The sequence below is a fragment of the Pseudomonas sp. LBUM1664 genome (assembly GCF_059695895.1).
In genome coordinates this window covers 3,326,270-3,347,537 of sequence record NZ_CP166791.1, presented here as the reverse complement: position 1 = coordinate 3,347,537, position 21,268 = coordinate 3,326,270, and the positions used below count along the sequence as shown (strand labels likewise).

The 21,268-nt window shown below is 60.0% G+C and carries 19 protein-coding genes; 11 read left to right on the top strand and 8 right to left on the bottom strand.

All coding sequences use genetic code 11. The features are described from left to right. The first annotated feature begins 79 nt into the window (after window positions 1–79). Window positions 80–1,423 (top strand): CDP-diacylglycerol--serine O-phosphatidyltransferase, encoded by a 1,344-nt coding sequence (pssA, locus tag ACA047_RS15540; RefSeq protein WP_497350670.1) that lies wholly within the window; start codon window positions 80–82, stop codon window positions 1,421–1,423. 11 nt (window positions 1,424–1,434) lie between these two features. After that, window positions 1,435–2,451 (top strand): AraC family transcriptional regulator, encoded by a 1,017-nt coding sequence (locus ACA047_RS15535; RefSeq protein ID WP_497350668.1) that lies wholly within the window; start codon window positions 1,435–1,437, stop codon window positions 2,449–2,451. Here ACA047_RS15535 and arnF read toward each other — a convergent pair. Genes arnF through arnB form a run of 7 tightly spaced genes read right to left on the bottom strand, consistent with a single transcriptional unit; the run spans window position 2,435 to window position 9,892 of the window. Next, entirely contained in the window at window positions 2,435–2,857 is a 423-nt protein-coding gene (gene arnF / locus ACA047_RS15530) for a 4-amino-4-deoxy-L-arabinose-phosphoundecaprenol flippase subunit ArnF (protein WP_497350666.1), read from the bottom strand. The genes ACA047_RS15535 and arnF overlap by 17 nt on opposite strands. Then, the gene (arnE, locus tag ACA047_RS15525) at window positions 2,854–3,198 is read right to left on the bottom strand and encodes a 4-amino-4-deoxy-L-arabinose-phosphoundecaprenol flippase subunit ArnE (RefSeq protein ID WP_497350664.1); all 345 of its coding nucleotides are present in this window, start codon (window positions 3,196–3,198) and stop codon (window positions 2,854–2,856) included. Before arnE ends, arnF begins: the two co-directional genes overlap by 4 nt. Next, window positions 3,195–4,844, bottom strand: a complete 1,650-nt coding sequence (gene arnT, locus ACA047_RS15520; protein WP_497350662.1) for a lipid IV(A) 4-amino-4-deoxy-L-arabinosyltransferase — start codon at window positions 4,842–4,844, stop codon at window positions 3,195–3,197. Before arnT ends, arnE begins: the two co-directional genes overlap by 4 nt. Continuing rightward, window positions 4,841–5,725: a 4-deoxy-4-formamido-L-arabinose-phosphoundecaprenol deformylase gene (gene arnD, locus ACA047_RS15515; RefSeq protein WP_497350660.1), complete on the bottom strand. Its 885-nt coding sequence runs from the start codon at window positions 5,723–5,725 to the stop codon at window positions 4,841–4,843. Before arnD ends, arnT begins: the two co-directional genes overlap by 4 nt. Further along, a complete protein-coding gene (gene arnA / locus ACA047_RS15510) occupies window positions 5,725–7,731 on the bottom strand; it encodes a bifunctional UDP-4-amino-4-deoxy-L-arabinose formyltransferase/UDP-glucuronic acid oxidase ArnA (RefSeq protein WP_497350658.1) in 2,007 nt (668 codons plus the stop codon). The genes arnD and arnA overlap by 1 nt, the downstream gene beginning before the upstream one ends. Next, entirely contained in the window at window positions 7,728–8,747 is a 1,020-nt protein-coding gene (gene arnC / locus ACA047_RS15505; protein WP_497350656.1) for an undecaprenyl-phosphate 4-deoxy-4-formamido-L-arabinose transferase, read from the bottom strand. Before arnC ends, arnA begins: the two co-directional genes overlap by 4 nt. Beyond that, a complete protein-coding gene (arnB, locus tag ACA047_RS15500; protein WP_497350654.1) occupies window positions 8,744–9,892 on the bottom strand; it encodes a UDP-4-amino-4-deoxy-L-arabinose aminotransferase in 1,149 nt (382 codons plus the stop codon). Before arnB ends, arnC begins: the two co-directional genes overlap by 4 nt. 639 nt (window positions 9,893–10,531) lie before the next feature. Here arnB and ACA047_RS15495 point away from each other — a divergent pair. The 9 genes from ACA047_RS15495 to ACA047_RS15455 all read left to right on the top strand — a co-directional run bounded on the left by ACA047_RS15495 (window position 10,532) and on the right by ACA047_RS15455 (window position 19,990). Then, the gene (locus ACA047_RS15495; RefSeq protein WP_497350652.1) at window positions 10,532–11,275 is read left to right on the top strand and encodes a glycosyltransferase family 2 protein; all 744 of its coding nucleotides are present in this window, start codon (window positions 10,532–10,534) and stop codon (window positions 11,273–11,275) included. 1 nt (window position 11,276) lies between these two features. Then, window positions 11,277–11,570, top strand: a complete 294-nt coding sequence (locus ACA047_RS15490; RefSeq protein ID WP_497350650.1) for a lipid-A-disaccharide synthase N-terminal domain-containing protein — start codon at window positions 11,277–11,279, stop codon at window positions 11,568–11,570. 66 nt (window positions 11,571–11,636) lie between these two features. Further along, entirely contained in the window at window positions 11,637–13,094 is a 1,458-nt protein-coding gene (locus ACA047_RS15485) for an ArnT family glycosyltransferase (protein ID WP_497360376.1), read from the top strand. Then, window positions 13,037–14,026 carry an SdiA-regulated domain-containing protein gene (locus ACA047_RS15480; protein ID WP_497350648.1) on the top strand — a complete coding sequence of 330 codons (990 nt, stop codon included), beginning with the start codon at window positions 13,037–13,039 and terminating at the stop codon, window positions 14,024–14,026. The genes ACA047_RS15485 and ACA047_RS15480 overlap by 58 nt, the downstream gene beginning before the upstream one ends. 281 nt (window positions 14,027–14,307) lie before the next feature. After that, a complete protein-coding gene (locus ACA047_RS15475) occupies window positions 14,308–15,972 on the top strand; it encodes an AMP-binding protein (protein WP_497350646.1) in 1,665 nt (554 codons plus the stop codon). A gap of 16 nt (window positions 15,973–15,988) precedes the next feature. Then, entirely contained in the window at window positions 15,989–16,750 is a 762-nt protein-coding gene (locus ACA047_RS15470) for an SDR family NAD(P)-dependent oxidoreductase (protein WP_497350644.1), read from the top strand. 10 nt (window positions 16,751–16,760) lie between these two features. Continuing rightward, window positions 16,761–17,948: an acetyl-CoA C-acyltransferase gene (locus ACA047_RS15465; protein WP_497350642.1), complete on the top strand. Its 1,188-nt coding sequence runs from the start codon at window positions 16,761–16,763 to the stop codon at window positions 17,946–17,948. Between the two features lie 9 nt (window positions 17,949–17,957). Further along, the gene (locus ACA047_RS15460; protein ID WP_497350640.1) at window positions 17,958–19,085 is read left to right on the top strand and encodes an acyl-CoA dehydrogenase; all 1,128 of its coding nucleotides are present in this window, start codon (window positions 17,958–17,960) and stop codon (window positions 19,083–19,085) included. Between the two features lie 131 nt (window positions 19,086–19,216). After that, window positions 19,217–19,990 (top strand): enoyl-CoA hydratase, encoded by a 774-nt coding sequence (locus ACA047_RS15455; RefSeq protein ID WP_497350638.1) that lies wholly within the window; start codon window positions 19,217–19,219, stop codon window positions 19,988–19,990. A gap of 125 nt (window positions 19,991–20,115) precedes the next feature. On the opposite strand, the gene ACA047_RS15450 is transcribed toward ACA047_RS15455, so the two are convergent. Further along, entirely contained in the window at window positions 20,116–21,267 is a 1,152-nt protein-coding gene (locus ACA047_RS15450; protein WP_497350636.1) for an acyl-CoA dehydrogenase family protein, read from the bottom strand. Window position 21,268: the final 1 nt, after the last annotated feature.

Below are 21,268 nucleotides of genomic sequence, written 5' to 3'. Positions count from 1 at the left end.
GCCATTATCCAAAGACCCCAAACCGGTCCTCCATGGTGTAAGCTCATCCGTTCTTCGGATTCGACCTTTTGCGAGCCCTATGCCGTCGCTTTTCAAACGCTCCCTGCTGCCCAAGCTACGCAGCTTTGCACTGACCGCCGATGCCGTGACCATCCTCGATGGCGCCGCCGAGTTCCGCCGTTGCCTGCTGGAGAAAATCGCCCAGGCCACCCAGCGCATCTACATCGTCGCCCTGTACCTGCAACAGGACGAAGCCGGCCAGGAAATCCTCGATGCCCTGCATGCTGCCAAAGCGGCGCGCCCCGAACTGGACGTGGTCGTGGTGGTGGACTGGCTGCGTGCCCAGCGGGGGCTGATCGGCGCCAAAAAGCAGCCGGGTAACTCGGCGTGGTACCAGGAGCAGACGCGCACCCATGGCAGCGAAGTGCCAATCTACGGCGTGCCGGTGCAGACCCGCGAGCTGTTCGGCGTGCTGCACTTGAAAGGTTTCGTGATCGACGACTGTGTGCTCTACAGCGGCGCCAGCCTGAATAACGTCTACCTGCATAAATTTGACAAGTATCGCTACGATCGCTACCACGTGTTGCAGAGCGCGGCGCTGGCCGACTCGATGCAGCACTTGGTGCAGCACGGCTTGATCACCTCAAAGGCGGTGCATCGCCTCGACCTGCCGAACCTGCCCAGCACCCGCAGCCTGCGCAATGACATCGGTGACCTGCGCAGTCGCCTCAAGCACGCGACGTACGACACCAGTGCCGGCAGCGTCGACAATAGCGGCCTGTCAGTGAGCCCGCTGCTGGGCGTCGGCAAGAACAACCCGCTGAGCCGGGTGATCGGCGAACTGATCGCCAGCAGCCGCCAGCAACTGACCATCTGCACGCCGTACTTCAACCTGCCCCTGGCCGTGACCCGGGAGATCAACCGCGCCCTGGCCCGCGGGGTCAAGATCGACATCATCGTCGGCGATAAGACCGCCAACGATTTCTACATTGCGCCGAGCGAGCCGTTCAAGATCATCGCCGCGCTGCCATACCTCTACGAGATCAGCCTGCGGCGCTTCGCCAAACGGCACCAGCGCTTCATCGACAGCGGCCAGTTGAACCTGCACCTGTGGCGTGACGGTGACAACACCTATCACCTCAAGGGTATGTGGGTGGATGAGCGTTACACCTTGTTGACCGGCAACAACCTCAATCCGCGAGCCTTTCGCCTGGACCTGGAAAACGGCCTGTTGCTGGACGATCCCAAGGGCGAGTTGCTTGCGCCGCGCCAGGCCGAGCTTGAGCAGATCTACCGGCACACCCGCCGAATCGAACGCTACCTGGACCTCGAAACCCTGCCGGATTACCCCGGGGCCGTGGCCAAGTTCCTGAAACGGGTCAGCCGGGTGCGGATAGAGCGGCTGCTTTACCGGATCCTGTGAAAACCCGCGCCATGTCGGAAAAAGACACCATCTCCATCCAGTTGGTGCGTGAGGCGCTGTTGCAAAGCTGCGTCCCTGGAGCCACCACCGAGGAGGTGCTGAGCAAGGTAGGCATCGACCCCGCGTTACTCGGCGATCCGCTGGCGCGGGTGCCGGCCCATGCCTATGCGCGGCTTTGGCGTTTGCTGGCAAGGCGACTGGACGATGAGTTCTTCGGCATGGATCCGCGCAAGCTCAAGTTCGGCAGCCTGGCTTTTCTGTGTCAGTGCGCCATGGCCCAGCCCACGTTGGCGGCGGGGTTGACGGCGGGGCTGGGTTTTTTGTCGCTGATGCTTGAACACCTGCCGGCCCAGTGGGTTCGTCAGCAGAGCCTGGCGGAAATCGTCCTGCTGGAAGACGATCAGGATCCACGCCGGGCTTTCACCTATTTCACTTACTGGATGATCGTCCATGGCGTCGCCTGCTGGCTGGCCGGGCGGCGTATTCCCATTCTTTCCGTCGAATTACGGTGCCCGGCGCCGAATTTCTGCGACGACTATCGCGTGATGTTCTCCCAGAACCTGCGCTTCGACCGGCCCCGCACCCGGATGATCTTCGCCGCCGAATGCCTGGACCTGCCCATCAGGCGCAGCACTGAAGAACTCAAGCGCTTCCTGGCCCAGGCGCCTGCCAACATTCTGGTCAAATACCGCGACCCGCAAAGCCTCGCCAACCGCATCAAGCACGACCTGCGCCAGTTACCCGCCGAGCAGTGGCCGGAAACCGAGGCCCTGGCCCAGCAGCTGTGCGTCTCTGCGTCCACCCTGCGCCGGCGCCTGGCGGAGGAAGGGCAGACTTATCAGGGGCTCAAGGACAGCGTGCGCAAGGAGTTGGCGATCACCTGGCTCGCCGAGCCGTCCATCAGTTTTGTCGACATTGCCGCGCGCCTGGGCTTTGCCGATGCCAGCTCTTTCTATAAGGCGTTTCGCAAGTGGTCGGGTTCTAACCCGGGGCATTATCGGAGCCTGATTCTCAACGACCTGAACTGATTTTGCCCGCAGGTTTCCTGGGTTCAGGCGCGTGAGCAGGTCGAGAGTTGATGGTGATGACACCGAGGATGACCAAGGCCACCGCCACGCTTTTTGAGAGGCTGAAACCTTCGTTGAACGCCGGCAGTGCGGCGGCAAGCAGGTACACCAGCGCATAGCTGATACTCAGCAGCGAATAAGCCCGGCCCAACGGCAAATCCCGCAGGGCCGCCAGCCAACTGAGCATCGACAAGGCGTAGGCGAAAATAGCCGCCAGAACCACGGCAAACGCCGTCAGATCGACGCTTGCAGTGAGCCAGTGCTCGGGTGGCGGCAGGCGACTCATGCTCCAGCGCAAGCCCAACTGCGCGGCACTGACGAGCACTACACTGCCCAGCGCAAAGATAACGCCGCGACGATGGCTCATGCGTGCTGCCCCAGCAATATCACACCCCCCATCACCAGGATCACGCCCAGCCAATGACGACGGTCGACGGTCTCGTTGAAGACAAACCGGGCGACCAGGGTGATCAATACGAAATTCAGGCTCAGCATCGGGTAGGCGATACCGACCTCAAGACGCTGCAACACCAGCAACCACACCAGTAAGCCTGCACCCAACGCGGCAAGCGCCAGCCACAACCAGCGCGAACGCAGTTTCTCGCCCCAGCCCGACGACTGGCCACGCCAGTGCTCTACGGCGTACTTCTGGGCGATCTGACCCAGGCAAGTCAGCACGCAGGCGGCCAGTAGCAGCAACAGGCTCATGACATCTCCTGAGGGAAAATCAGAATGACCAGATTGCCTCGCTCATAACGTTTGCCATCCTTGGGCAATCGTTCGATTTCTTGTAGCTCATCGTCACCCTTGACCCGCATCAGCACCCCGACCGAGCCGCTTCGGCGGGCCTCGTGCATCCACTGTTGCACCTGTTTCGAGTCGACCCGTTGCTGTATCCCGTCAGGGTAAGCCAGGCCATATTTCAACTCCCCGACTGTGTTGTACAACGCCACATCCGGGCGTTTCGCGCGCCAGGCCAATGCTGACGCAGCGCCCAGATCGTTGCTCAGCAGATTGTCGGTTTGTGCCAGTTCCTGAAGGTGTTCGAGGATGAACTGGTCGGGCATTTTGTTGGCGACTACAGAGTTGGGCAGTCCGGCGGGCAGCAACCCGATCAGCAACAAACTGCCGAACGCCGGGGCGGCCCAGCATTGCAAGGGTCTGAAGGCTTGCAGTAGGTTAGTCACGATCCAGCCGATCAGCGCGATGAACACCAGCACCAGATTGTGTGGCTCATGGTCGTAGAGCGGATTTTTCAGTTGCAGATAGACCACGGCGAGCAGGGCGGCCAAGCCGAGTATCAGGTTCAGTAGACCGTTAATGCCAAGGGCCCGACCCTGTTTCAGCGCCAGCCGGTCCGCCAGCGTACACCCCAGGAGCAAGGATAATGGCAGCAGGCACGGCAGGATGTAGCTGGGTAATTTGCCTTTGCTGAGGCTGAAAAACAGCAGCGGCATCAACAGCCACAACCACAGGAAAGCGATGTTCGCCTGGCGCCGGGTTTGCCACGCTTGCCGCAGCGCCGGTGGTAACAGCCCCACCCACGGCAGACTGAACGCCACCAGCAGCGGCAGATAGAACCACCATGGCGCGTCATGCTGGGCATCGTCCCCGGCGAAGCGCTGAATGTGTTCGTGCCAGAAGAAGAACCGCCAGTAGTCCGGTTCCTGTGCATGTACCGCCAAGGCCCAGGGCAGGCTGACGGCGATGGCCACGACAATCGCCATCGGGCCGTAAATCAGCAACTCACGCCAGCGCTTTTGCCAGACCATCCAGGGCAGGGCGATCAACACTGGCAGCAACCAGGCGAGAAAACCCTTGGTCATGAAGCCCATGCCGCAGGCCAGTCCCACTACCGCCCAGCCGATCAGCCGTTGCGTGCGGCCGACGCTGTCCAATGCAAACCACAACGCTACCAGGCTCAGGGTTACCCAAAAGGTGAACTGCGGATCGAGGTTGGCGTAGCCCGCGGCGCCGGCGATCATGGTGAGGCTCATGTACAGCAGGGCGCAGGCAAAACTCTTGCGCGGCTCGTTCCAGAGTCGGTGGGCGATCAAGTAGCACAGCATCACACTGAGCCCGGTGCTGACGGCCGAAGCAATGCGCACACCAAACAGGTTGTCACCAAAAACTGCCTGGCCGAGGGCGATCATCCAGTATCCGGCTGCCGGTTTTTCGAAATAGCGCAGGCTCATGAAGTGCGGTGAAACCCAGTTACCGCTCAGAAGCATGTCCTGGCTGATCTGGGCGTAGCGGGTTTCGTCGGGAATCCACAACCCATGACTGCCCAATGGCAGCAGGTACGCCAACAGAAAAATCCCCAGCAGCAGCGGCAGCCCCCAGCGTTTGCTCATGCGCCTTGCACTCCCAGCCAGCCTTCGCGACCTTCAAGCGTGCCGCGCACCACGCGACCTGTCGGCAAGGTCGCGGGCGTTTGGGGCAGCAGGTCGCCCAAGGGTTGAAAGCGGATTTCTCGCTGGCGCGCATCGGCCAGCAATTGACGGAAATCGTGAGCCATCAATATCCCTTCTACTTCGGCATGGATCGTGTAGGCGTTGAGCTTTTCGGGGGCGAAGCGCTCGATAATGAAAGCGTTGTAGTCCTTGGCCATGACGTTCGGGCCGACCACCTCATCGAAGGTCGGCAGGTCCACCGGAATCTGCGGCGTACCTAAACCTCCATCGGCCAGTGTCGGCTGGAACAGCCGATGCCCACGGCAATCGCTGTTGTAGCGAAAGCCGAACGCCTGCTTGACCTCGATCACACGCTCGTCCGCGCGCCAACCGGCCGCCGCAGAGCATTCGACTTTTTCCCCGAGGATGTCGCTGAGGCTGTCTACGCCCCGGCGAATGTGCTCGATCAGTTGCGCATCGCTCCAGCGTCCGGCATTGGCCTGCCAGGCATGGTGATCCCAGGCATGCAGGCCGACTTCATGGCCAGCGGCCCGGGCCTGACGCATCAGATGCCCGAGATCGCGGCCGATGGGTTTGCCGGGCCAGGCGGTGCCGGCCAGCAAAATCTCCCAGCCGTACAGGCCCGCGGCGTTGGAGCGCAACATCTTCCAGAGAAATTGCGGCCGTATCAGGCGCCACAGATGACGCCCCATGTTGTCCGGCCCGACACTGAAGAAAAACGTAGCCTTGACCTGGGCCTCATCGAGGATTTCCAACAGCCGGGGCACCCCCTCACGGGTGCCTCGGTATGTGTCGACATCGATTCGAAGGCCTGCCTGCATCAGCACGATTCTTCTATAGAGTGCTCCGCGATTTCGAGCATGGCCTCGCGCAAGAAGAAATCCAGCGTGTTGCCGATGGTTTCACTCATTTGCACGGTCGGCGTCCAGTCCAGCAGGCGCTTGGCATTGGCGATGCTCGGTTTGCGGTGTGACACGTCCTGGTAACCGTTGCCATAGAAGGCCTTGCTTTCGACATCGCGGAACCCGGCGAACGGTGGAAAGTTGTCACGCAGCGGGTGCGCTTCGAACTGACGCAGCAGTTCCTCGCCCAATTGACGAATGCTGGCTTCGTTGTCCGGGTTGCCGATGTTGATGATCTGGCCATTACAGGCGTCGTTTTCGTTGTCGATGATCCGGGCCAGCGCTTCCACACCGTCGGCAATGTCGGTGAAGCAGCGTTTTTGCTCGCCGCCATCGAACAGGCGAATCGGTGTGCCTTCCACCAGGTTGAGGATCAGTTGGGTAATGGCCCGGGAGCTGCCGATCCGTGCCGAACCCAGGCGATCCAGGCGTGGACCCATCCAGTTGAAGGGGCGGAACAGGGTGAAGTTCAGGCCTTTCTGGCCGTAGGCCCAGATCACGCGGTCGAGCAACTGTTTGGACGTTGAGTAGATCCAGCGTTGCTTGTTGATTGGGCCGACGGTGAGGTTGGAGGTGTCTTCATCGAAGTTGTTGTCCTGGCACATGCCATAGACTTCTGACGTCGACGGGAAGATCACGCGTTTGTTGTATTTGACGCAGTAGCGAACCAGTTTCAGGTTCTCTTCGAAGTCCAGTTCGAACACGCGCAGTGGATTGCGGGTGTACTCAATCGGCGTGGCGATAGCGACCAGCGGCAGGATCACGTCGCACTTCTTGATGTGGTATTCGATCCACTCGGAGTGAATGCTGATATCGCCTTCGACGAAGTGGAAATGCGGATGACTGCGCAGACGGGCGATGGCGTCGGAGCCGATGTCGAGGCCATGTACCTCGTATTTGCCGTCACGCAGCAGGCGTTCGGACAAGTGATTACCGATGAAACCGTTGACGCCGAGGATCAGCACGCGAGTACGACGCGGGGCGCGGTCGGCCTCGGCACCGCGCAGCACTGAGCCGTCGACCAGGCCCAGTTCATTGGCCAGTTGCGGACCACTCAGATACAAGCCGTTGTCGTTACGCTGACCGGAGGTGATCACCAGGGAGTCTTCGCCGCAAGCGATGCGCAACGGATCGACGCTGATGACCCGACCTGGTGCCTGACCTTCGTTACCCGGAGTGACCTGTGCGCTCCAGACAATCAACTTGTGTTCGCCCACGGCACAAAACGCACCTGGGTACGGTCGGGTCACGGCACGAACCAGGTTGAACAGTTCCTCCGCCGGGCGTTGCCAGACGAGTTTTCCGTCGGCGGCTGTGCGACGGCCAAACACCGTGGCTGTGGATTCGTCCTGTTGCGTCTCGCTGACCTTACCGGCAAGCAACGCTGGCAACGTATCGCGCAGCAGGTCGATGGCAGCCACGCGTAATTTGCCGTGCAGGGTCAGCGCGGTGTCGCTGCGCTCGATGGCAACCCTCTGCTGGGCGAGGATTGCACCGGCGTCGGCGCGTTTGACCATACGGTGCAGGGTCACCCCGGTCTCGGTTTCACCGTTCACCAATACCCAGTTGACCGGCGCGCGACCGCGGTAGTGGGGCAGCAATGAACCGTGCAGGTTGAACGCGCCTTTCTGGGCGGTGGCCAACAGCGGTTCGTTCAACAAATGGCGGTAGTAGAACGAGAACAGGTAATCGGGGTTGAGCTGACTGATGCGCTCGACCCACAACGGATGGTTCACGTCTTCCGGCGCATGGACCGGGATGCCATGGCGCGCGCACAGTTGCGCAACGGAGCCGTAAAAGGTGTTTTCCTTGGGGTCATCGGCGTGGGTAAACACCGCGACAATGTCGAAGCCCGAGTCGAGCAGGGTTTCGATACCGACACAGCCGATATCGTGATAGGCGAAGACAACCGTTTTTACGCTCATGAGAGCACCTGATCTGAAGACATGGAAGTGAGGCCGTCAACGGTGACAACGGGAGCAGGGGTGGCGGGCTGGCCCCGTAGGACCTTCTCGATGAAGAACCGGGGACGCGCACGAACGTCGCTGTACATCCGCCCCAGGTATTCGCCCAGCAACCCCATCCCGATGAATTGCCCGCCAGTGAAAACAAACAGCACGGCAAACAGCACGAACATTCCGTGGCCGGCCCAACTGGCGCCGAAAACCAGGCGCAGGACGATCAACGCGATGGCGAACAACACGCCCAAACCGGCCATGGCGAAGCCGACAATGCTCAGCAGTCGCAGTGGTGTCGTGGTCATGCAGGTGATCAAGTCGAACATCAGGTTGATCAGGCGCATGGGGCTGTACTTGGATTCCCCGTGTTCGCGCTCGGCGTGGGTCACTGGGATTTCCGAGGTGTGCCGAGCGAAGCTGTTGGCCAGGATAGGGATGAACGTGCTGCGTTCGCGACAGGCGAGCATGGCGTCGACGATGGACCGCCGGTAAGCCCGGAGCATGCAGCCGTAGTCGCTCATGGCCACGCCGGTGGAGCGCTGCACGGCAAGGTTGATCAGTTTCGACGGCCAGCGCCGCAGGGCCGAGTCCTGACGGTTGTTGCGAACCGTGGCGACCACGTCATAGCCAAGCTCGGCCTGGGCCACCAATCGAGGAATCTCTTCGGGCGGGTTTTGCAGGTCGGCGTCGAGGGTAATGACGAGGTCGCCCTTGCACTGCTCGAAACCGGCCATGATTGCCGCGTGCTGACCGTAGTTGCGGTTGAGAATGACCGCTACGACCGGGCTGCCTTTGAGTGATGCAGCCTGTTCCAGTATTTGCGCCGATTCGTCCCGACTGCCATCGTCGACCAGCACAATTTCGTATGTCTGGTGCAGTTGCTGACAGGCGGCTTTTGTACGTCGCAGTAACTCGGGCAAGCTGTCTTCTTCGTTGTAGACCGGAATGACGATCGACACGCAGTTGATTGGGTAAGGTTTCACAGGTGGGTGTCCATGACGTTTTCAATGGTGTCGACAACGCGATCCACGTCATCGACGGTCATGTCGGGGAACAACGGAATTGAGCACAGACGCGCCGAGTTCCACTCGGTATTGGGCAAGTGGACGTTGGGAAAGCGCTGGCGGTAGTAGGTGTGCAGGTGCGTGGCTATGAAGTGAATGCCGGTGCCGATGTTCTGCTCCTGCAGGGCTTTGATGAACGCTTCGCGATCCAGTCCGCAGCGCTCAGCGTCGATGCGCAGGATGAACAGGTGCCAGGCGTGCTGTTGCGGGTAGACCGGAACTGCCAGCGGTTGCACTTTTGAGCCTTGCAACCGTTGCAGGTAAGCCGTGGCCAGCTCGGTGCGTTTGGCGTTGATCTGGTCCAGGCGCTCCAGTTGCACGAGGGCAATAGCGGCATTGATGTCGGCCAGGTTGTATTTGAAACCCGGCTCTATCACGTGTGCCTGGGGTTTGCGACCGTGAGTAAGGCGGTCGTAGGCATCGACGCCCAAGCCATGGAACTTGAGCCTGCGCACCCGCGCGGCAAGCACTTCATCATCGCTGACGAACATGGCACCCTCGGCGCAAGTCATGTTCTTGATCGCGTGGAACGAGAAAATCGCCGTGCCTTTTGATCCGACATGGCGGCCCTTGTAGAGGGTGCCTGCCGCATGGGCGGCATCTTCGATAACCGCGATACCATGCCTGCCTGCCAGCGCATACAGCGGATCGAGATCGAACGCTGCGCCGGCGTAATGCACCGGTATGATCGCTTTGGTGCGCGGCGTGATGGCTGCTTCGATGCTCGACAGATCACTCATCAGCGTGTCGCGGTCCACGTCGACGAACACCGGCGTGGCCCCCAACAGGCAGATCATGTTGGCGGTCGACACCCACGTCAGGGACGGTGTAATGACTTCATCACCCGGCCCGATTCCCAACGCCAACAGCGTGATGTGCATACCGCCGGTGGCCGAGGAAAGTGCAACGGCATGCCGGCAGCCGACGTGGTGGGCGAACTGCTCTTCGAGTTGCTGGTTTTTCGGGCCAGTCGTGATCCAGCCGGAGCGCAATACTTGCTCTACGGCGGCAACTTCTTCATCGCCAATACTGGGACGGGAGAACGGAAGAAACCCTTGAATCATGGGCACCTCGGGGCTCAAGAGTGAATAACTTTAAGGTTAAAACAGGGATCGACTAACAGCCTAAACCCTATAAAGAAAAGCCGCATCAAGCAGTTGCCTGAAATATTTGTTAAGAAAATTCAGTGGATTTTTTCGTTCCAAGGTGGGTGGTGCTCGTAACGAGCAGCCCATATTCATTGAGGCTAAACGTGATTTTTTGAAAGAAACGTGAAAAAACGGTAGGCGAATTGTTTATTTGCTGCCAGCCATTACTTGATACCTGATTGCATTACCTTTTTTAGCGGAGGAGGGGCGCGTATTTGTTCGAGGTTTTACATGGCGCGCACTAAACTGGATCAAGTGTTTGTTGTTTGGGTTATTCAGGGGCATGCGTTTATTGAGCTATCAGCCGCCGCCTCTGATTATTTTCATCGCAAGTGTCGTCAGCGCCAGAATTAAAAGATGCGCTAAACTCCGTGGGGTATTACCGATGATCGATATATCGAGTAACCACTTTCGTCGCTGTCTTTAATTAAACACAAAACTGTCATTTTTCTTTGATATAAGCCACTGGGTACAGAAGCTCATCATCGGGGACGGCTGTCGCAGGGTACCGCGCCTATTACGAAGCACTCACCCCTCAGTTTTTACGGAAACGTCATGCACGAAACCCCTTATGTGTCGGTTCTGATTCCGGCCAAAAACGAATCAGGTAACCTCCTTCCACTGTTGGAGGAAGTGCGTGCAGCGCTGGCCAACGAGACCTTTGAAGTCATCGTGGTTGACGATGGGAGCACCGATGCCACCGCCAGCGAATTACGCACATTACAAAACAATGGCTACAGTCAATTGCGGGTACTCAGTCATGCCCGTTCGCTGGGGCAGAGCACCTCGATTTACCACGCGGCTGAGGTTGCACGTGGGCATTGGTTGGCAACACTCGATGGCGATGGGCAAAACGATCCGGCTGACCTGCCGAAAATGCTCGACTTGGTGCGGGGTTCGGAAGGCAAACCCGAAGGTGTGAAACTGGTGGCAGGCCATCGGGTAAACCGTCGGGACACGGCGAGTAAGCGCTGGGCTTCGCGATTTGCGAACAATCTGCGCGCCAGTCTGCTGAAGGACCAAACGCCCGATACAGGTTGCGGTATCAAATTGATTGAGCGCGAGGCGTTTCTGCGCCTGCCGTATTTCGATCACATGCACCGCTTCATTCCTGCCTTGATTCGCCGTCACAACGGCCGGATGCTGATTCAACCTGTGAACCACCGTGAGCGCGGGGCAGGGGTTTCAAACTACGGAAACTTCGACCGGGCCCTCGTGGGAATTGTTGATTTGTTCGGGGTGTGGTGGCTGATAAAACGCACTCGCCTGGAAGTCAATGCACAAGAGGTCGAGGTCTGACATGGGCAGAGAAACGTTGTGGTTGGGCATTGGCTTCGCTGGCCAGTTTGCATTTACCGGCCGTTTTGTTCTGCAGTGGCTATACAGCGAATACAAGAAGCGCAGCCTGATCCCTGTTGGGTTCTGGTACCTGAGTATCATCGGCAGTGCGCTGCTGTTGGCCTACGCCATTTACCGCGAAGACCCGGTTTTTATCGTCGGCCAGTCCTTCGGTTTTATCGTGTATTTGCGCAACTTGCAGTTGATCGCCAAGCACCATGAACAGGAAAACCGCGAACTGGGTAAAAAGGACTGAACGGTGCGGATACGATTATCTTCCTCGCGGTTAGAGCTACTGTTTTTTTTCGTATTGGCGTTGGTGATGGTGGGTGCCGGTCTTGGCTGGCGCCAGCCGATGAATGTCGATGAAGAGCGTTTTCTGGGCGTAGCCTTGGAAATGCTGCAGAACGGTTCGTGGTTTATTCCGCATCGCGCTGGCGAAATTTACGCGGACAAGCCTCCGCTGTTCATGTGGGCTGTAGCCCTATTCGTGCAGCTTACCCAGTTACCAAAAGTAGCCCTGTATTTGCCCGCGCTTGTCGCCGGCGCCGTTACGACGGCTGGCTTGTACGACTTGGGCCGGCGCTTGTGGGGGCGCCGTGTCGGTGTCATTGCCGCGCTATTGTTTCTGGCGACCTACCAGACCTACAGCATTTTACGGACTGGCCAGATTGATGGCTTTCTGGCGCTTTGGACAATGCTGGCGATCTATGGCTTATGCCGGCATCTGTTGCTCGGTCCGGCCTGGCGCTGGTACTACGTAGCCTGCGCGGCGATGGGGTTTGGCATCATCAGCAAAGGTGTGGGCTTTCTGCCGGTGCTGATGCTGATCCCCTACGCGTATGCAGTGCGCAAAGGTTGGAAAGGCGTGGTGTTGATGCCCGGCGAAACGGGGAAATGGTGGCTGGGGCTGCTGGTGGCGTTGGCAGCCATTGCGCTATGGCTGGGTCCGCTGTTGGTGATCGTGCTTCAGGGCAGTGCTGATAGCTTGGCTTATGCCCAGGAAATCCTGCTCAAGCAAACGGCTGGCCGGTATGCCAATGCCTGGGACCACCGCGAACCCTTTTGGTATTTCTTCGTCAAGGTGATTCCGAAGTACTGGCTGCCGATTGTGTTCATGCTCCCATGGCTGGTGCCGGCTTGGCGTAAGCAGCTGGTCAAGCACGATGGTCGAGTGTTGGTGCTACTCGGTTGGGTGGCACTGGTGTTGTTGTTCTTCAGCCTGAGCAGCGGTAAACGCAAGCTGTACATCTTTCCTGCATTGCCCGCATTGATTCTGCTGGTGGCGCCGCTTATTCCATGGATGCTGCGCCGTTGGTTCAGCCAGCGTCCGAGGGGCAGAACGGTATTTGTCATATTGACCGCATTGTGGTTGGGGGCCTGGTTTGTGCGCGGCTTCATCGAGCCCCGTAAAGAAGGCCTTAACCCCCACGAAACCGTTATGCGGGAGGTGGCGCGACTGACCGCCAATGCTGAGTTGGTGCTGGTGAGTTGGCGTGAGGGACACTGGTTGTTCGCGCAGCAACCCATCGTGCATTTTGGCTTCTATACCAGCCACTCTCTGGAGCAATCCGCCCTCTGGCTTCGCAGCCATCCGCAGGCTTATGCCTTGGTGCCCGCGCACGATCTGGCACGCTGTTACGACCCGCAAAAAGCTCGCAGTGTCGGCGATACTTCAAGGGCTGAGTGGTTCTTGGTGGGGGCCGATGCGGATAACCATCGTTGCCAGTCGCCAACGCCAGAGAAGGTTTATTCATTCGCCTGGAAGCATCCCCTGTGACGGCTGGCGTTGCTCATGAATTCCGACGGCGTCGGGTGCTCATTGTTGTTTTTGTGTTGCTGTTATTAGGCGTTTTGGGGGCGGCTTCCTGCCGTTTCTACTGGCACCAACAGCTGTATTACTTTGTTGTGCAGACTTGGGGCAGCGCCAGTCATGCGCCTAGCCTATGGCTGCCAGGATTTATGCCTGACGTCGTCGCCAAGCCAATAGAGGGCATTGACGATGATCTCTCAGGAATCACCTACGATTACGACCATGACCGGTTGCTGGTTATTACCAACGCCGGGACTCTTCAAATTGTTGCCCTCGACCGAGCGGGCAATGTGCTTGAACGTTATCCGCTTGAGGGCTTTGACGATACCGAAGGACTGGCCTACATGGGCAATGGCCGAGTAGTTGTTTCTGAAGAAGCTGACCAACGTCTGACGTTTATCCAACTGCCCGAGAAGTCCTCGACCATTCGAAAGCGAGCAGAGCCGTTCATCACCGTAGGTGTCAACCTGAGCACAAACAACAAGGGCTTCGAAGGGGTGACCTATGATCCGGTTGGCGACCGTTTATTTGTGGTCAAGGAGCGCGACCCACGACAATTGTATGAGGTGGGTGGCGTGTCGAAAAGCCTGAATGGAAACCAGTCCATCAACTTGATCGATCGCACTGAATGGGTGACCCGCAGTGTGTTCGCACGTGACCTGGCAGACGCCTATTACGACCCAGGCACCGGCCACCTTCTTTTACTCAGTGAGCAGTCCAAATTGTTGATTGAGTTGGACAGAGAGGGACGTTATATAAGCTACAAAAGTCTGTTCGAGGGCGTGAAGGATTTTTTCTCGTCCAAGGCACAGCCAGAAGGTGTAGCCATGGATGCGCAAGGCCACTTATACGTGGTAGCGGAGCCGAATTTATTCTATTCGTTTACTCGCAAGCCATGAATTCGCGTCATCAACGCTAACGTCCAAACGTGCCAGACTCTGTATTGACTGGTCGTGCGCTATCGCGAGCTGGCTCGCTCCCACAAAATCAACACGCCTCCCATGTGGGAGCGAGCCTGCTCGCGATGGGCCATATACTGACAACACATCCCCACGACCATGGCCAAACCAGTCAAGCAACTTGATGGCTTTGACCATTGCCGCCCACGCCCTTCGGCGCGAGTATTTCCCTGCTGCTTACGGTTCCCCCAACCAATAAAAAGTACAGAGGGATTCTGGTCATGCCCGATTATTCGTCCGCCACGTCGCAGTTCGATTACCTGCACACCGTCAACACCGCGCTGCACGGCTCGCTCGAGGCGCTCAATGCCTGCGTCGAGTGTTGCGACCGGCACGCGTTGCCGGGGCGTATCGCCTTGTTCTGGGAGGGTCGCGATGGCAGCGATGCAACCTGGACGTACCGCGACCTACAGGACAACGCTGCAAGTTTTGCCAATTTCCTGCTCGCCCAAGGCGTGGGCAAGGGCGACAAGGTGGCCGGCCTGCTGCCGCGCACCGCTGAATTGTTGATCGTGGTACTCGCCACCTGGCGCATCGGGGCGGTGTATCAGCCGCTGTTCACCGCGTTCGGCCCCAAGGCCATCGAACATCGCCTCGGCAGTTCCGGTGCGCGCGTTGTGGTCACCGACGCGGTCAACCGCCCCAAGCTCAACGAAGTCGCCGGTTGCCCCACGGTCGTCACCGTTGGCGGTGAAAAAGGCCAGGGCATTGTCCGGGGCGACTACAGCTTCTGGGCCGAAGTGGCAAATCACGCAAGTCACTGCGAACCGGTGATGCTCACTGGCGAAGACCCATTCCTGCTGATGTTCACCTCCGGCACCACCGGCCCGGCCAAGGCGCTGTCGGTGCCGCTCAAGGCCATCGTCGCGTTCCAGAGCTACACCCGTGACGCTGTGGACCTGCGCCCTGAAGATGCCTTCTGGAACGTTGCCGACCCGGGCTGGGCCTATGGCATCTACTTCGGTGTGACCGGACCGCTGGCGATGGGGCACCCGATTACTTTCTACGATGGCCCATTCACCCTGGAAAGCACCTGCCGGGTGATCAATAAATATCGCATCACCAACCTCACGGGTTCGCCTACGGCCTACCGTTTATTGATCGCTGGGGGTGAGCAGTTCGCCCGGTCGATCAAGGGCAAGCTGCGCATCGTCAGCAGTGCTGGCGAGCCGCTGAACCCGGAGGTGATCCGCTGGTTTGCCGACAATCTGAACGTGGTGATCCACGACCATTACGGCCAGACCGAACTGGGCATGGTGCTGTGCAACCACCACGGGCTGGAGCATCCGGTGCACCTGGGCGCCGCCGGTTTTGCCTCGCCGGGCCATCGGATCGTGGTGCTGGATGAGCACCAGCGCGAACTGGGCGTGGGGCAGCCGGGTATTCTGGCCGTCGACCGCAGCCAGTCGCCTATGTGCTGGTTCGCCGGTTACGAGGGCGGGCCGACCAAAGCCTTCATCGGCGACTATTACCTGAGCGGCGACACCGTGGAGCTGAACCCGGACGGCAGCATCAGTTTTGTCGGGCGCAGCGACGACGTGATCACCACCTCCGGCTACCGCGTCGGCCCGTTCGACGTGGAAAGCGCGCTGATCGAACATCCGGCGGTGGTGGAGGCGGCCGTGATCGGTAAGCCCGACCCGGAGCGTACCGAGGTGGTGAAGGCCTTCGTGGTGCTCAGCGCTCAGTACCGCGCCGCGCCAGAACTGGCCGAAGAGTTGCGCCAGCATGTGCGCAAGCGCCTGGCGGCCCATGCCTATCCCCGCGAAATCGAATTTGTCAGCGATTTGCCGAAAACCCCAAGCGGCAAATTGCAGCGCTTTATCTTGCGCAACCAAGAAGTCGCCAAGGCTCAAGAGGCTGCGGCGCATAACGTTTCAGCTTGAACCCAAGGAAACCATGATGCAGATCGACAATAAGATTTTCCTCGTCAGCGGCGGTGCGTCCGGCCTGGGCGCGGCCACCGGCGAGATGCTGGTCAAGGCCGGTGCCAACGTGATGCTGGTGGACCTCAATGCCGAAGCCGTGGCCGCCCAGGCGCAAAAGCTCGGCTGCCTGAGCGTGGTGGCGGACATCAGTAACGAGGCGGCGGCCGAAGCGGCGGTCAAGGCCACGGTCGATGCGTTCGGCGGCCTCAATGGCCTGGTGAACTGCGCCGGCATCGTTCGCGGCGAGAAGATCCTCGGCAAGAACGGTCCCCACGCATTGGCCAGCTTCAGCCAGGTGATTAACGTCAATCTGATCGGCAGCTTCAATCTCTTGCGTTTGGCGGCTGCCGCCATTGCCGAAACCGAGGCCAATGCCGACGGTGAGCGCGGCGTGATCATCAACACTGCGTCGGTAGCGGCCTTCGACGGCCAGATCGGCCAGGCGGCCTACGCAGCGTCCAAAGGTGCCATCGCCAGCCTGACCTTGCCAGCGGCCCGGGAGCTGGCGCGCTTCGGCATTCGCGTGATGACCATCGCCCCCGGCATTTTCGAAACCCCGATGATGGCCGGCATGACGCCTGAAGTACGCGACTCCCTGGCTGCCGGCGTGCCGTTTCCACCGCGCCTGGGCAAACCCGCCGAGTACGCGGCGCTGGTCAGGCATATCATTGAAAACAGCATGCTCAACGGTGAGGTGATCCGTCTCGACGGTGCCTTGCGTATGGCTGCCAAGTAGGAGAATTCTTATGTCAAACGATCCGATTGTCATCGTCAGCGCCGTCCGCACCCCCATGGGCGGTTTCCAGGGTGAATTGAAAAGCCTCAGTGCCCCACAACTGGGGGCTGCCGCGATCAAGGCCGCAGTGGAGCGCGCCGGTATTGCGGCGGCTTCGGTAGAAGAAGTGCTGTTCGGTTGCGTGCTCGCGGCCGGCCTGGGCCAAGCCCCGGCGCGCCAGGCAGCACTGGGCGCCGGGCTCGACAAGTCGACCCGTTGCACCACGCTCAACAAAATGTGCGGTTCGGGCATGGAAGCGGCCATCCTCGCCCATGACATGCTCATCGCCGGCAGTGCCGAGGTGGTGGTGGCGGGTGGCATGGAGAGCATGTCCAACGCGCCGTATCTGCTCGACCGCGCCCGCAGCGGTTACCGAATGGGCCACGGCAGGGTGCTGGACCACATGTTCCTCGACGGCCTGGAAGACGCCTACGACAAGGGCCGCCTGATGGGCACCTTCGCCGAGGATTGCGCCGAAGCCAATGGTTTCAGTCGCCAAGCCCAGGACGCTTTCGCCATTGCTTCTACCACCCGCGCCCAGCAGGCGATCAAGGACGGCAGTTTCGACGCCGAGATCGTGCCGGTGCAAGTCATGGTCGGCAAGGAACAAGTGACTGTGCGCCACGACGAGCAACCGCCCAAGGCGCGGATCGACAAGATATCCTCGCTCAAACCGGCATTCCGGGAGGGGGGTACCGTGACGGCCGCCAACTCCAGTTCCATTTCCGATGGCGCCGCGGCGTTGGTGTTGATGCGCCAGAGTCAGGCCCGGCAACGTGGTTTGAAGCCCTTGGCAGTGATTCATGGCCACGCGGCATTTGCCGACACCCCGAGCCTGTTTCCCACTGCACCGATAGGCGCGGTGAAGAAGCTGATGAGTAAAACCGGCTGGTCGCTGGATGAGGTCGATCTGTTCGAAGTCAATGAAGCCTTCGCGGTGGTGAGTTTGGTGACCATGGGCAAGCTGGAAATCCCCCACGCCAAGGTCAATATCCACGGCGGCGCCTGTGCCCTGGGCCACCCGATTGGTGCGTCCGGTGCGCGGATTTTGGTCACGTTGCTCTCGGCCCTGCGCCAGAAAGGTCTCAAGCGCGGCGTCGCGGCCATTTGCATTGGCGGCGGCGAAGCCACGGCCATGGCCGTTGAATGCCTGTATTAAGGAATCACCATGCTCCCGACTGAAGAACAGACTCAAATCAGCGACGTGGCCCGGCAGTTCGCCCAGGAACGTTTGAAACCGTTCGCCGCCGAATGGGACCGCGAGCACCGCTTCCCCAAGGAAGCCATCGGTGAAATGGCCGAACTGGGTTTCTTCGGCATGCTCGTGCCGGAGCAATGGGGCGGTTGTGACACCGGTTACCTGGCCTATGCCATGGCCCTGGAAGAAATCGCCGCTGGCGACGGGGCATGCTCGACGATCATGAGCGTGCACAACTCGGTGGGCTGCGTGCCGATCCTCAAGTTCGGCAGCGATGAACAAAAAGTCCGGTTCCTCACGCCGCTGGCCAGCGGCGCGATGCTCGGCGCTTTCGCCCTGACCGAGCCCCAGGCCGGCTCGGACGCCAGCAGCCTCAAAACCCGGGCGCGACGGGAGGGCGATCATTACATGCTCAACGGCTGTAAGCAGTTCATCACCTCAGGGCAGAACGCCGGGGTGGTGATCGTGTTCGCGGTGACCGACCCGAGCGCCGGCAAACGCGGCATCAGCGCGTTCATCGTACCCACCGATTCGCCGGGCTACACCGTGGCGCGGGTCGAGGACAAACTCGGTCAACATGCCTCCGACACCTGCCAGATCCTGTTCGAGGATGTGAAGGTGCCGGTGGGCAATCGCTTGGGTGAGGAGGGCGAAGGTTACAAGATCGCCCTGGCGAACCTGGAAGGCGGGCGGGTCGGCATCGCGGCGCAATCGGTGGGCATGGCGCGTGCCGCGTTCGAGGCGGCCCGCGACTATGCCCGCGAACGGGAAAGTTTCGGCAAGCCGATCATTGAGCACCAGGCCGTAGCGTTCCGTCTGGCGGACATGGCGACCCAGATCGCCGTGGCCCGGCAAATGGTGCATTACGCCGCCGCCCTGCGGGACAACGGTCAGCCGGCGCTGGTGGAGGCGTCCATGGCCAAGCTGTTCGCCTCGGAAATGGCTGAAAAAGTCTGCTCCATGGCGTTGCAAACCCTGGGCGGTTACGGTTACCTCAACGACTTCCCGCTGGAACGCATCTACCGCGACGTGCGGGTCTGCCAGATCTACGAAGGCACCAGCGACATTCAGCGCATGGTCATTTCGCGCAATCTGTAGGAGCTGCCGTAGGCTGCGATCTTTTGATTTTGGTCTTTTTGTTCAGGAACCAATTGACAGGAAAAGATCGCAGCCTGCGGCAACTCCTACAGGACATCGAGCCAAATACAGGGCTTAAACAGGAGTCATACATGAGCTACGAAACGATTTTATTGGAGATCAAGGACCGCGTTGGCCTGATCACGCTCAACCGTCCCCAAGCGTTGAATGCCTTGAATGCGCAGATCATCAGCGAGTTGAACCACGCGCTCGATAGCCTGGAAGCTGACCCGAAGATCGGCTGCATTGTGCTGACCGGCTCGAAAAAAGCCTTCGCCGCCGGCGCCGACATCAAGGAAATGGCCGAGCTGACCTACCCGCAGATCTACCTCGACGACCTGTTCAGCGACAGCGACCGGGTGGCGAACCGTCGCAAACCGATCATCGCGGCGGTGAACGGCTTTGCCTTGGGCGGTGGTTGTGAGCTGGCGCTGATGTGCGACTTTATCCTGGCGGGCGATAACGCCAAGTTCGGCCAGCCGGAAGTCAATCTAGGCGTGTTGCCGGGTATGGGCGGCACCCAGCGCCTGACTCGTGCGGTGGGCAAGGCCAAGGCCATGGAAATGTGCCTGACCGGGCGTTTTATCGATGCGGTGGAAGCCGAGCGTTGTGGCATCGTTGCGCGAATCGTGCCGGCCGATGAACTGCTGGATGACGCGCTGAAAACCGCCGCCGTGATCGCGTCCAAGTCAGTGCCCATCAGCATGATGGTCAAGGAAAGCGTCAACCGCGCCTTTGAGGTCAGCCTGTCCGAAGGCGTACGTTTCGAGCGCCGGGTATTCCATGCCGCGTTTGCGACGCTGGATCAGAAAGAAGGGATGGCGGCGTTCGTGGCCAAGCGGACGCCGCAGTTCCAGGACAAGTAACACGGCGTCCTCACTGACGCCATCGCGAGCAGGCTCGCTCCCACATTGGACCTGCGGTGTACCTGATATTTGAGTACACCACCGGACCCTGTGGGAGCGAGCCTGCTCGCGATGCTTTTCAGCCATTACACCAAGTAGTGCTTCAGCTCCCGGGCGATGACCATCCGCTGTATTTCGCTCGACCCTTCATAGATCTGGGTAATCCGCGCGTCGCGGTAGTAGCGCTCCACGGGATAATCCTCGAGATACCCATACCCACCATGGATCTGTATCGCTGAGGAACAGACCTTCTCGGCCATTTCCGAGGCGAACAGCTTGGCCTGGGAAGCTTCCGACAGGCACGGTTTACCGGCGCTGCGTAACCGCGCGGCGTGGAGGATCAGCAAGCGGGCGGCGTTCAGGCGGGTGTGCATGTCGGCCAGCAGGTTGGCGATGCTCTGGTGTTCGATGATCGGTTTGTCGAACTGCACCCGATCCCGTGAATAAGCCAGGGCCGCTTCAAACGCCGCGCGGGCGATGCCCAGGGCTTGCGCCGCGATACCGATGCGGCCGCCCTCGAGGTTGGAGAGGGCGATCGCCAGGCCTTTGCCCCGGGCGCCCAGCAGGTTGGCCTCGGGGATGGTGCAGTTGCTCAGCGTGACGGCGCAGGTGTCCGAGGCGCGGATGCCCATTTTGTGTTCGGTGCGATCGACGATAAAACCCGGTGTATTGGTCGGCACCAGGAACGCCGAAATCCCTTTTTTGCCCAGCTCAGGGTCCGTCACGGCGAAGACAATCGCCAGTTTCGCCCGCTTGCCGTTGCTGACGAACTGCTTGGCGCCGTTGATGATCCACTGGCCGTCCCGCAGTTCGGCGCGGGTGCGCAGGTTGTGGGCCTCGGAGCCGGCCTGGGGTTCGGTCAGGCAGAAGCAGCCAATGGCTTGGCCGCTGGCCAGGTCGGCCAACCAGGTTTGCTTTTGTTCATCGGTGCCGAAGTTGAGGACAGGCCCGCAACCCACCGAGTTGTGGATACTCATCAGCGCCCCGGTGGCGCCATCGCCCGCGGAGATTTCCTCCACTGCCAGGGCATAGGCCACGTAATCGACGTAGGTACCGCCCCATTCTTCGGGCACCACCATGCCCAGCAAGCCCAGTTCGCCCATCTTCGACACCAGGCCGTCGTCAATCCACCCGGCTTTCTCCCAGGCCTGGGCATGGGGCGCGATTTCGCCACGGGCAAAGTCCCGGGCCATGTCGCGGATCATCACTTGTTCTTCGGTCAGTTCGATGTCGTGCATG

Bases quoted from the DNA above. Each gene is read 5' to 3' on its own strand.
- pssA (WP_497350670.1), top strand. From the start codon at position 80: ATGCCGTCGCTTTTCAAACGCTCCCTGCTGCCCAAGCTACGCAGCTTT.
- ACA047_RS15535 (WP_497350668.1), top strand. From the start codon at position 1,435: ATGTCGGAAAAAGACACCATCTCCATCCAGTTGGTGCGTGAGGCGCTG.
- arnF (WP_497350666.1), bottom strand. From the start codon at position 2,857: ATGAGCCATCGTCGCGGCGTTATCTTTGCGCTGGGCAGTGTAGTGCTC.
- arnE (WP_497350664.1), bottom strand. From the start codon at position 3,198: ATGAGCCTGTTGCTGCTACTGGCCGCCTGCGTGCTGACTTGCCTGGGT.
- arnT (WP_497350662.1), bottom strand. From the start codon at position 4,844: ATGAGCAAACGCTGGGGGCTGCCGCTGCTGCTGGGGATTTTTCTGTTG.
- arnD (WP_497350660.1), bottom strand. From the start codon at position 5,725: ATGCAGGCAGGCCTTCGAATCGATGTCGACACATACCGAGGCACCCGT.
- arnA (WP_497350658.1), bottom strand. From the start codon at position 7,731: ATGAGCGTAAAAACGGTTGTCTTCGCCTATCACGATATCGGCTGTGTC.
- arnB (WP_497350654.1), bottom strand. From the start codon at position 9,892: ATGATTCAAGGGTTTCTTCCGTTCTCCCGTCCCAGTATTGGCGATGAA.
- ACA047_RS15495 (WP_497350652.1), top strand. From the start codon at position 10,532: ATGCACGAAACCCCTTATGTGTCGGTTCTGATTCCGGCCAAAAACGAA.
- ACA047_RS15490 (WP_497350650.1), top strand. From the start codon at position 11,277: ATGGGCAGAGAAACGTTGTGGTTGGGCATTGGCTTCGCTGGCCAGTTT.
- ACA047_RS15485 (WP_497360376.1), top strand. From the start codon at position 11,637: ATGGTGGGTGCCGGTCTTGGCTGGCGCCAGCCGATGAATGTCGATGAA.
- ACA047_RS15475 (WP_497350646.1), top strand. From the start codon at position 14,308: ATGCCCGATTATTCGTCCGCCACGTCGCAGTTCGATTACCTGCACACC.
- ACA047_RS15470 (WP_497350644.1), top strand. From the start codon at position 15,989: ATGCAGATCGACAATAAGATTTTCCTCGTCAGCGGCGGTGCGTCCGGC.
- ACA047_RS15465 (WP_497350642.1), top strand. From the start codon at position 16,761: ATGTCAAACGATCCGATTGTCATCGTCAGCGCCGTCCGCACCCCCATG.
- ACA047_RS15460 (WP_497350640.1), top strand. From the start codon at position 17,958: ATGCTCCCGACTGAAGAACAGACTCAAATCAGCGACGTGGCCCGGCAG.
- ACA047_RS15455 (WP_497350638.1), top strand. From the start codon at position 19,217: ATGAGCTACGAAACGATTTTATTGGAGATCAAGGACCGCGTTGGCCTG.
- ACA047_RS15450 (WP_497350636.1), bottom strand. From the start codon at position 21,267: ATGCACGACATCGAACTGACCGAAGAACAAGTGATGATCCGCGACATG.